This is a genomic window from Shewanella sp. TB7-MNA-CIBAN-0143, from assembly GCF_040310065.1.
GTDB lineage: Bacteria > Pseudomonadota > Gammaproteobacteria > Enterobacterales > Shewanellaceae > Shewanella.
On record NZ_JBEOPL010000028.1, the window covers coordinates 38,710 to 49,762 of the forward strand.

8 protein-coding genes are annotated in these 11,053 nt (G+C 40.1%); all 8 read right to left on the bottom strand.

Annotated features, from left to right (window positions below):
• Positions 1-250 precede the first annotated feature (250 nt).
• Positions 251-1,213: a GDP-L-fucose synthase gene (gene fcl / locus AAEY97_RS18925; protein ID WP_351000831.1), complete on the bottom strand. Its 963-nt coding sequence runs from the start codon at positions 1,211-1,213 to the stop codon at positions 251-253.
• A 2-nt stretch (positions 1,214-1,215) separates the two neighbouring features.
• Positions 1,216-2,343, bottom strand: coding sequence for a GDP-mannose 4,6-dehydratase (gmd, locus tag AAEY97_RS18930; protein WP_351000833.1), 1,128 nt, complete (start codon positions 2,341-2,343; stop codon positions 1,216-1,218).
• 80 nt (positions 2,344-2,423) lie between these two features.
• Positions 2,424-3,857, bottom strand: coding sequence for a phosphomannomutase (locus tag AAEY97_RS18935; RefSeq protein ID WP_351000835.1), 1,434 nt, complete (start codon positions 3,855-3,857; stop codon positions 2,424-2,426).
• 8 nt (positions 3,858-3,865) lie between these two features.
• Positions 3,866-5,278 carry a mannose-1-phosphate guanylyltransferase/mannose-6-phosphate isomerase gene (locus AAEY97_RS18940; RefSeq protein WP_351000838.1) on the bottom strand — a complete coding sequence of 471 codons (1,413 nt, stop codon included), beginning with the start codon at positions 5,276-5,278 and terminating at the stop codon, positions 3,866-3,868.
• Between the two features lie 50 nt (positions 5,279-5,328).
• Complete coding sequence (locus tag AAEY97_RS18945) at positions 5,329-5,787, bottom strand: GDP-mannose mannosyl hydrolase (protein WP_351000841.1); 459 nt, start codon at positions 5,785-5,787, stop codon at positions 5,329-5,331.
• Positions 5,788-6,023: 236 nt separating this feature from the next.
• Positions 6,024-7,004 carry a Wzz/FepE/Etk N-terminal domain-containing protein gene (locus AAEY97_RS18950; protein ID WP_192115849.1) on the bottom strand — a complete coding sequence of 327 codons (981 nt, stop codon included), beginning with the start codon at positions 7,002-7,004 and terminating at the stop codon, positions 6,024-6,026.
• A 243-nt stretch (positions 7,005-7,247) separates the two neighbouring features.
• On the bottom strand, positions 7,248-7,625 hold the full coding sequence (locus tag AAEY97_RS18955; RefSeq protein ID WP_192115848.1) for a four helix bundle protein: 378 nt from the start codon (positions 7,623-7,625) through the stop codon (positions 7,248-7,250).
• A gap of 182 nt (positions 7,626-7,807) precedes the next feature.
• Entirely contained in the window at positions 7,808-10,540 is a 2,733-nt protein-coding gene (locus tag AAEY97_RS18960) for an SLBB domain-containing protein (protein WP_351000845.1), read from the bottom strand.
• Between the last annotated feature and the right edge of the window lie 513 nt (positions 10,541-11,053).

The following is an 11,053-nucleotide window of genomic DNA, read 5'->3' on the forward strand; positions in this document are numbered from 1 at the left end:
AAAAAACTAAAAAACTATCTAGGAAACAAAAAAATTAAAAATTGAATATTACAAATACTAGGGCTATTTATCTTTGTTTGTTTTTTATTCATTGAAGTGAATTTGTACATGCTTAATTCAATAAATACTTTTAATGAGAGAAATCCTGTTTATTTATAAGCGAAACTAGCGGTTAAATCGATTAAAAAATAGCTTTTGTATGATTTTAACACAAAGATCAACACGCCATAGGGTAAGTCACTATATTTGATTACTTCCTAATGCATTCAATATTTTGGATATACCACTCATAAGTTTGCGCTAGGCCATCCTCTAATGATACAGCCGAAGTCCACCCCAATGATTCTAAACGACTACTATTCATAAGTTTACGCGGTGCACCATCAGGCTTAGATATATCAAATTTAATAGCACCTTGAAAGCCAGTTACTTTGGCGACAGTCTCAACCAACTCACGGATTGTACAATCAACACCGGTTCCTACGTTAATGTGGCTTAACATTAATTCTGTATTTGCTTCATAAATGTCTGACGCTAGGTTCATCACGTATATAGAAGCAGCAGCCATATCATCAACATATAAGAATTCTCGCATCGGTTTACCACTTCCCCATGCAATCACTTCTTTTTCTCCATTTACCTTCGCATCATGGAAACGCCGTAATAAAGCCGGTATTACATGCGAGTTCTCAGGATGAAAGTTATCATGCGGGCCAAATAAATTGGTTGGCATCACACTGCGATAATTACGACCGTATTGACGATTGTAGGATTCGCACATTTTAATACCCGCAATTTTAGCTATAGCATATGGTTCATTAGTTGGCTCTAGCGTACCAGTTAGCAGTGCTGATTCAGCCATGGGTTGTTTGGCAAGTCTCGGATAGATACACGATGATCCTAAAAATAACAAATCCTGCACGTTAGCATTATGCGCAGCACTAATGATATTACTTTGGATCATTAAATTTTCATAAATAAAATCAGCTGGGTAAGTATTATTACCCACAATACCACCGACTTTAGCCGCCGCTAAGTAAACTTGATCGATTGATTCCGTTTCGAAAAAGGAATTAACAGATGCTTGATTAGTTAAATTAAGTTCTGAACGAGTCCTAAGTATAAGTTCAACGTTTCCTTGAGTTTGCAACTGACGTACGATGGCTGAACCAACCATGCCCCGATGACCTGCAACATAAATACGCTTAATCATAATTAACTTTCTTTTGTAACGGAAACAGAATAGCCATGAGCTTTTAATAATGCATGTTGCTTGGCTTTAGCTAGGTCATGCTCAATCATTTCAGCACACATTTCTTCAACCGTAATTTGCGGCACCCAACCTAGCTTATCTTTTGCTTTTGATGGATCCCCAAGCAATGTTTCCACTTCTGCAGGACGGAAATAGCGAGTATCAACCCGAACAATCACATCTCCGACGGTCACACCTTTAGCGTTATCGCCCGTAATGCCGACCACTGTTGCTATTTCGTCAACGCCTTCGCCAGAAAATTCGAGTTGAATACCAACGTTTTGCGCTGACATTCTTACAAATTCACGAACACTAATCTGTTTACCAGTTGCAATAACAAAGTCATCAGCTTTTTCTTGCTGAAGCATCATCCACTGCATACGAACATAATCTTTAGCATGACCCCAATCTCTTAGGGCGTCCATGTTACCGAGATATATGCAAGATTCTAGACCTTGTGAAATATTTGCAATAGCTCGTGTAATTTTGCGCGTTACGAACGTCTCACCACGACGCGGAGACTCATGATTAAACAAAATACCATTACATGCGTACATTCCATATGACTCACGATAGTTAACAACTATCCAATAAGCATACATTTTAGCAACAGCGTAAGGAGAGCGAGGATGAAACGGTGTTGTTTCTTTTTGTGGAATTTCTTGTACTTCGCCATACAACTCTGAAGTTGATGCCTGATAAAATTTAGTTTTCTTTTCTAAACCTAAAAAGCGAATTGCTTCAAGTAAACGAAGCGTCCCCATTGCATCAACATCAGCAGTGTATTCAGGACATTCAAATGAAACAGCGACATGAGATTGCGCACCTAGATTATACACTTCGTCTGGTTGTACATCTTTAATTATACGAGTTAAATTAGAGGAATCAGTTAAGTCACCATAATGCAAGAAAAATCTTTGATTTTGTTCATGATTATCTTGATAAATATGATCAACACGCTCGGTATTCAATGATGATGCACGACGTTTTATACCATGAACTTCGTAACCTTTCTCTAAAAGTAATTCAGCAAGATATGAACCATCTTGACCTGTAACACCAGTGATTAACGCAACTTTGGTTTTACTCATTATCAATTCCTTTATTTACTTTCGATGATATTGCATCATTTTATTTAGCTATATCAAATTTATATATTTATATTCTTCTATTACAATTTTCTAATATTTTCCAAACACTGAGTTACACATTGCTTTGCTAGTATTTGATCAAATCCTTCAGCATAACAGCGTAATTCAGGAGCATTACCTGAAGGACGGAAATGAACGATACTGTCATCAACTAACGTAATTCTTAAGCCATCGGTTTCATCTACACTGTTGATGCTGACATTATTGAATTTCAAACGAGTTAAAAACTTTACAGGATCGAGCTTACCTTGACCGATAATTTCTAGGCTTTTTTCAGTAGCAAAATTTTGAATGCGATCACTGTATGTAAAACGTTGTGGGAGTGTATTTACTAATGTTGAAATACTTCTTTCACCTGCCGCGGCCAATAGCATAATGGCTGGCAGTATCGCATCACGAGTGGGTAATGCTTTTAATAACTGCCCATTGACTTGTACATCGCTACCTAATAAAAAACCACCATTTGCTTCAAAACCTGCTACTGAGTTAAATTTAGTTTTTAAGTTAGCAAATTCAGAGATTACATAAGGAGAACCAATTTTAGTTCTTTTCACACATTTGAATTTATTACTTTTTTCAATTGCAGTATTACAACTTACAGGTATAGCTAAAGCTTCAATATTAAGTGCATCTGCACTCAATAAACCAAGAATGTCACCTCGTAACCAGTTGCCGTTCTCATCTGAAATTAATGGCCTATCGCCATCACCATCGGTTGAAAATACAGCATCTAAATTATGCTGTTTAGACCAATTTATAGCTTTTAATGTATCTTCTTCTGAAACAGCCTCGGTATCGATAGGAACGAAATGGTCGGTACGTTCTAAAGCAATAATTTCGGCACCAAGGTGTTCAAAAATACGATAATAAAGATCACGGCCAGCGCTCGAGTGTTCATAAATACCGATACGTTTCCCTGTAAGCCATGGAGCATCAAACAGTGATGTATAACGGGTTATGTATTCTTCAGCAGCACGATCATTTACGGTCAATTCAGTAAGTGTTGATAAATTAGTAAATTCGACTTTTTCATTATTGATCACATGCTCATCGGCTTTACTAATCTCACCATCGGGACGATAAAATTTAAGCCCATTACGATCAAAAGGAATATGGCTCCCTGTTACCATAATGGCAGGAATTCCATCTTCTTGTGCGACATAAGCTAATGCAGGAGTGGGAACTACACCGTAATAAATAACTTCAATACCAACTTGTTTTAGTGCTGCTGCACACGCCATAGCGATGGCGTAGCTACTTGGTCGGTTATCGATTGCTATAGCTACCTGTGCAAAAGCAAAATTGCGCTGTATTCCTGCAATGAATGCAAGGGAAAATGCAGCACAAACATCCGGTGTAAATTGTGTCACTAAACCACGAGCACCACTGGTACCAAAAGAAATACCACTTAGAGCAATGACTGACGAGCTAATTAATGTTGAATTGTTTGACATGTTAACCCTTATATACGTCCATAACGGTCTTCAAATCGAACAATATCATCTTCACCTAGATAAGATCCGGATTGAACCTCAATCAACTCAAGCGGAAGTACTCCGGGATTCTCTAGAGCATGTATTTGACCAATCGGAATATAAGTCGACTCATTTTCAGTTAACAATATCGTTTGCTCACCATTAGTGACCTTCGCCGTGCCAGACACGACAATCCAGTGTTCAGCTCGATGATGATGCATTTGAATAGATAATTTGGCACCTGGTTTCACTGTAATACGCTTAACTTGATCTCGATTACCAACATCTAAGGAGTCATACTTACCCCAAGGACGATATACTTCACGGTGTATTTTATGTTCTGTTCGCCCGGCGGCTTTTAGATGATTCACGATTATTTTAACATTTTGAACTTGATCTTTATGGGCCACTAAAATGGCATCTTTCGTTTCAACCACAACTAAATTGTCAATGCCAACAACCGCGATAAGTTTATTAGCAGAATGCAGATAATTGTTTGCTGAATTAACCGATATCACATCACCTTTAATGACATTATTATTCTCATCTTTTTCAGAGACTTCCCATAGTGCAGACCACGATCCGACATCACTCCAACCAGCATCCATCGGGATCACCATCGAAGACTCTGTTTTTTCCATTACAGCATAATCTATCGAGTCATCTGGACAGCGTTGGAATGCTTCTATATTCACCCGAACAAAATCCATATCAGGTGTACTGTCTTGCATAGATTCTTCACAAGCGAAAAGTATTTCTGGGCTGTATTTTTTTAGTTCCTCGAGGTAGCGAGAAGCCTTGAATAGGAACATACCACTATTCCAATAGTAATCCCCGCTATCAAGATAGCCCTTCGCGGTATTTAAATCGGGTTTTTCCACGAACTGTGCAACTGAAAATGCATCACCTTGAGGCTGACCCGCTTTAATATAGCCGTAACCCGTTTCTGGAACAGTTGGTACAATACCAAAAGTCACTAATTTACCGTCTTTAGCAAAAGGTAATGCTTTACCAACTGATGTTTGAAATGCTGACGTATCTTCAATTAAATGATCTGCAGCTAGCACTAGTAAAATGGGGTCTTCATCTTGCTCGGCATTTTTTATTGCTTGCAAAGCAGCTAAAGCTATAGCAGGGGCCGTATTACGGCCAACGGGTTCCAATATAATCCCGCTGTGGGCAAAACCTCCTAAACGTATTTGCTCTGCAGCAATAAAACGGTGTTCCTCATTACAAATAAGTAATGGCGCATGATGTTCCATACCGGTTAAGCGTGCGACTGTTTGTTGAAGCATCGATAACTCACCCGAAACTGTTAAAAACTGTTTCGGGTAAAGCTCACGAGACAGAGGCCATAATCGACTGCCATTTCCGCCAGCCATAATAACGGGTAAAATCATAATTCGTTCCTAAATTATTGCTTCAGATTACTGTACTTTTTATCGTTCACTTATGTTGCTGAAGAGTCGAAATACCATCGACTGTGCTTATGCACATAAGAGTCATTGAGTAATTGTTCTTCTGACATCCACTTATATTGATTGTGTTGTTCTGTTGGCAGTTCTAATAAATTTTCATCCACAACTAATCGATAACCAAGCGCAATATAATGCGTGCTAAAATCTTCAGCACTCACATTGTCTTTATAAAAGTGCTCGAATGGTCCGATAAGTTGCGCATTATCAATGTCAAATTCAGCACCTAATTCATTCAATGTTAATCGTTTAAATGCCGCTGACATTGACTCATCTTTTAATATTCGGCCCCCAGGAACAAACCAATAGCCTTGTGCTGGACGGTTATTTCGTTTACCAAGCAAAATTTGGCCTACTTGGTTAGAAACTATCAGGTCAATAGAGATTAATGGAGTATGTTTGATGATTGTTTTGAAGGTTTCAAAAGGCAACATTGGATGTATTCTTAGAAAATAAAGTTAAACAACATTGAGCTTTTTCAATATTAAAGCTCAGGTATACATAATGTATTGAGACACATTTAGTTCATTTTGAGACAGGCTAATCTTCGCTATCTCTTACAATGCCTCGATTTTACTGTTTTTCTTAAAACAGTACCAATAGGCTCATAAAGAGTTGAGCCTAGATTGCTAGAGCGCTTCGCTGCTAGAAACTATAAAAGCAAAGAGTCTTAATTCTCTTTTCTAACAAAATATCTAATTAATACGAACATGACACCCAACATACCGCCTAGCATTGTGCCTAAAACACAGATTAAAGCTCGCTTAGGTTTTGATTTCTCTTCTGGTATTAATGCTGGATCAATCGTTTTAAATACATACTCATCGCGAACTTCAGCAAACATAATTGTTTTCGCTTGCTCTTCTATTAACTTATATAAAATTGAGCGAATATCGGCAATATTTGTTTGTTCGATTTGAGATTTCAAAAATGTTGTGCTGCGAGTCGCTTCTGCAACATCACGGTCTTTCATCTCTTTATTAATGTCTTGTACTAACCAATTAACCCATTGATGAGCTACTGCCGGTGAAAGATGTTCTACAGAAACGGTTACCATGCCAGTTTCTTTTGCAGCATTAACGGCAATAATTTTACTGAAAACCTTATACGCTTCCTGCATTGATGGTTCAGGCTTAAACGGTGCATCGACAATACGAAGCCATGTTTTGTCAGCTTTATTATATAACTCACCATCGTAGCTAATTGTGTTATCAGCCATATTCCATTTTTTTGCCGCCATTAAGTCAGGCAAAATATGATGTTGTTGAATAAAGTCACTGGTAAATTGACGAGACTTCATCACCTCGATAGCCATTTGGGTTTTATCAACACCACCGCCACCGCCTAGGTTGATGCCTGCCATGCTTGCTAAACCACCAAACTGGCCTGCAAGCGCTGCTAAACCACCACCACCTTGCTCTGAGTCTGCAGGCGCTAACAGCGCTTCGGACTTATAGATATTGGGCTGGTTGATAGCAAAAATAACAGCACCGATAGCAAACACTGCAGTGATGGCAATAATTAACCATTTTCCTTGCCAAATAACGGCAAAAAGCTCGCGCAAATCGATTTCGTCGTTTTCAACGCTGCCCATTGGTTGTGATGATGCAAAGTTTGCGTTATAAGTAGCTTGCAGATTTTGTTTAGTCATATGTCTTATTTTTCTTGAAAGTAGAGCGCTACGCTTCTAGGTTCTAGGACGCTTCGCTGTTATACAAGCAAAGCAAAAGCCTAGTTTCTAGGACGCTTCGCGGCTAGATCGCTTCGCTGCTATACAAGCAAAGCAAAAGCCTAGATTCTAGGACGCTTCGCGGCTAGTTCGCTGCGCTGCTATAAGGTCAAAAGATATCAGCTTCGCTTCTATAAAAAACAGAAAGCATACCGCTTAGTTAAATTAATCTATTGTGTAGTCGGCATTATCTTCTTTAATCAGTGCTTGTTTTTGTTTGATAAGAGCACCTAATATTTTGGCTAACTCTTTGGCTTCTTTTACCATCGACATAGCTATTTGTTTATCAAGGTATTCGATTTCTGCTCCGATATATAACTGAGTTACAAGCTCACCTAGAGACCCTTTTGCGTAATACAGAAACCTTATCTTTTCTTTTAGGGTTTCACGTTCCTCTCCCTCCGCGATGTTTGAGGGAACAGATAATCCTGAACGTGTAATTTGATCTTTGAAGCCCCAGTTACTGACTGACTCAGTCAACCGATAAATTTCACAAGACAATCTAGAAGCTCTTTTCCACACATCCAATTGCTCGAAACGCATATCAGTTCCTTCTGAAGTTGAGTATCTTGTATCTAGAATCTAGGAGTTTAGAAGCTAGATTCTAGAACGCTTCGCTGCTAGAACGGCCTTCGGCCTGCTATTAAATCTTAGCAGCGTAACTGTCCCTAGAAGCGAAGCGCACTATCCGTGAAGCGGCCTAGTAGCAAAGCGACCCTAGAAGGCTAGATCCCTGAGACAGCGGCAAATGCGACAGCAGTGTTATATATAATTTGCGTGACTTGCGACCATAGGGTTAAGTTATCTTTGTACTCAGTGTCTAGCGGTACAATAACAGTGTCGCCGGCCGAAATTTGTGAGTCGGTATTAAACCAAATACTTTGAGTTGGCATCATCACTGAACCATCAGCTTTGATGACATAAACTCGGTCTTCATCACCGCGCTCTCTAGGGCCACCAGACATAACCAAATAGTCGTCTAAGGTTAAACCGTCTTTAAATCTATGCGTTGAAGGATGTTGAACCTCGCCCATAACAGCAACAGTTTGCTTAATGGTTGGCACGTAAAGTACGTCGCTGTCTTCAAGTTGAACATCAGCTTCTTTAATGCCCAATTTAAGCGCGTTTAAATCAATCACTAATCTGCCAACTGCTTTTATGTTTTCTAAATCAGTTAGCATTAATTGTGCATCAGAATAACTAATGCTTAAGCCATCTTTTGATACACCGCGTGTGGCGATGTCTCGGCGAAGTTGGTCTGCTAACTTTTTAATTTCAATCTGCTCTTGCATTCGCACTGATTCACGCACAAATACAGCCGCAGAAGGATAAGCGTACTCAGTATATCCACCCGCTCTAGCAATAACATCTGACAATGTCTCACCGCGTCTGATGTTATAAATACCAGGGAATTTAACTTCCCCTTTGACTTCGATAACCTTTCTCTCTTGCCATTCTGGAGTCGTCAGAATAGTGACCATATCGCGACCTTTCAGTTCGATATTGTCTTCTTGATTACCGTTGATTGCCGCGTAAAGATTAATTTGTTTGTGGATAATATCCGATATTGTCGATGTGGTATGAGTACGAGTCAGTTCTGCTCGCTCTACATAAGCACCTTCTAACAAGCCACCAGCAGCCTTAACTAAGTCGGTTACTTTGGCAGAGTTTGTTAACGGGTATACACCTGGGTGACGAATTTTACCTGCAATAGCAACAATCATAATGCCATGCTGTGAATTACCTTGCTGAGTTAATTTAGTCACTATCGGGTAAAGTAGTTCTTTACGTGACATAACGTTACTGAGTTTGATTAAGTCACGGTCTTCAAAGAGATTCGATAGCATTTTAGCGACTTCGCTGCTAACCAAGGTTTGCTCTTCTGATGCTTGCTCATTAAATGCAACACCGGCTATTTGATTGGTATATTTGCTAGCGACTGTATTATCTAAAGTTTCAAATCCAGCTTTAAACAGGTCGGCATCCAGCAGTGAGTCACCTTTTAATGATTCAACTTTACTGACACGCTTTTTAACTAATGAATTCAGTTCAAAACGATTTTGAGTATCGTCACTGAAGTTAAATATCATTATTTTATCACGAGGCTGTAGAGCAATGTTTTGAATAGAATTGGGTGATGTAATCGCTTCACCAGGCGCAAACTGTAATGTTTCGATGTCGCCATGTTTGTTGATTTCACGAACCACTAAACCATAGTCTAAGTCAGCAGATAATAATAAGTCGCCCCAAATTGAAGGCAACACATCGCTAATGCGTTGTTGCTTCCACTGGTATTTACCTGGGCGAACTACTGCACCAACGATAGTAATAGCATCTTCATATTGATTAGAAGCATTTTTAACCCGGATATAATCTCCAGCTTTTGCTAAGGTGTTATTGCCATTTGCAGAGGTTAAATCGACATTGATAATGGTTTTTAAACCATTGGCATTATATCGTTCGATACTACTATTTCTAGGATAAGCACCTTGTTTGATACCAGCAGCCATATTGATAACATCTGCAATGGTTTCATTCTTTTTCAGCTCGTAAATCGCGGGGCGTTGCACTTCACCAGCAACACTGACTAAACCACCGATTGATGGGATGAATACTACATCGCCAGAACGCAGATTGATGTCTCCTGACGCATCGCCTCGGAGCAGTAAATCATATAAATCAAATGAGCCTATTAGTTTACCGCTTCGCTTAACTTGTACGTTGCGAAGACTACCTATTTCGTTTACACCACCAGCAACAAATAACGCCTGAGTAATGGTTGATAAACTTGATACGGTATATGAGCCTGGTTTGTAGGCATCACCAGCGATAAAAATGCGAATAGAACGTAATTCACCCATGGTGATATTTGATTCAATACCAATCATTTGCTGCTTAATGCGCTTAGACAATTCTTGACGTAAATCTGAAAAGCTTAGCCCAGCGACTGATACAGGGCCTAAATCGGGAATTTGCACTGTGCCATCACGATTAATAGTTAAACTGTATTCGTTACTCTCTTTTCCGTATAACTGAACTTTAATGACATCACCAGGACCGACCATATAATCACTTGGTACAGGTACATCCGTCACAGGTGCGAAGGTCGTTGGTTCGCCGGCAAACATTTCGTAGCCGAAACGTTTTAATTCATTTTTATCACTGTCTTGTTTGAAGTCATACTCGTTCTTTTTAGCTGTATCTGATTGTTGACTTGATTGGTTTTGACGAGGCTCAACAACAGTAGGGTTTGTTACGCTAACAGAGCTATTGGCACTGCCTGACAACATGGAAGGGTCTAAACCATACTGACGCGCAACTCTTTCCTGTTCTGATTTAGGCAATTGTTTAAACTGCTCTATCATTTGCGGTGTTGGGGTAACGGCATGTGCTTGTGTGGTTAAAATAATAAAGGCCGATAAGCCAGCTAGTAACACGTTTTTGGTTTTATGTAGCACCAGATATCTCCAATATTATTTTTTGTAATTAAGATGGTTCTAGGAACTCGCAGGCTCGCCAGAGGGCGGACTACGTCCTGCTAGTGTCGCTGCGCTACTAGGTTCTAGGAACTCGCAGGCTCGCCAGAGGGCGGACTACGTCCTGCTAGGACAGCTTTGCTGTTAAGGTTTTATAGCATCTAGAAGCGAAGCGCCCTAGAAGACCGAAGGTCGTCCTAGAAGCGAAGCGCCCTAGAAGACCGAAGGTCGTCCTAGAAGCGAAGCGCCCTAGAAGACCGAAGGTCGTCCTAGAAGCGAAGCGCCCTAGAAGACCGAAGGTCGTCCTAGAAGCGAAGCGCCCTAGAAGACCGAAGGTCGTCCTAGAAGCGAAGCGCCCTAGAAGACCGAAGGTCGTCCTAGCAGCGAAGCGCCCTAGAAGACCGAAGGTCGTCCTAGCAGCGAAGCGCCCTAGAAGACCGAAGGTCGTCCTAGAAGCGAAGCGCCCTAGAAGACCGAAGGTCGTCCTAGAAGCGA

Excerpts from the sequence above, each read along its gene's own strand:
- fcl (WP_351000831.1), bottom strand. The coding sequence starts at position 1,213 with ATGATTAAGCGTATTTATGTTGCAGGTCATCGGGGCATGGTTGGTTCA.
- gmd (WP_351000833.1), bottom strand. The coding sequence starts at position 2,343 with ATGAGTAAAACCAAAGTTGCGTTAATCACTGGTGTTACAGGTCAAGAT.
- AAEY97_RS18935 (WP_351000835.1), bottom strand. The coding sequence starts at position 3,857 with ATGTCAAACAATTCAACATTAATTAGCTCGTCAGTCATTGCTCTAAGT.
- AAEY97_RS18940 (WP_351000838.1), bottom strand. The coding sequence starts at position 5,278 with ATGATTTTACCCGTTATTATGGCTGGCGGAAATGGCAGTCGATTATGG.
- AAEY97_RS18945 (WP_351000841.1), bottom strand. The coding sequence starts at position 5,787 with ATGTTGCCTTTTGAAACCTTCAAAACAATCATCAAACATACTCCATTA.
- AAEY97_RS18950 (WP_192115849.1), bottom strand. The coding sequence starts at position 7,004 with ATGACTAAACAAAATCTGCAAGCTACTTATAACGCAAACTTTGCATCA.
- AAEY97_RS18955 (WP_192115848.1), bottom strand. The coding sequence starts at position 7,625 with ATGCGTTTCGAGCAATTGGATGTGTGGAAAAGAGCTTCTAGATTGTCT.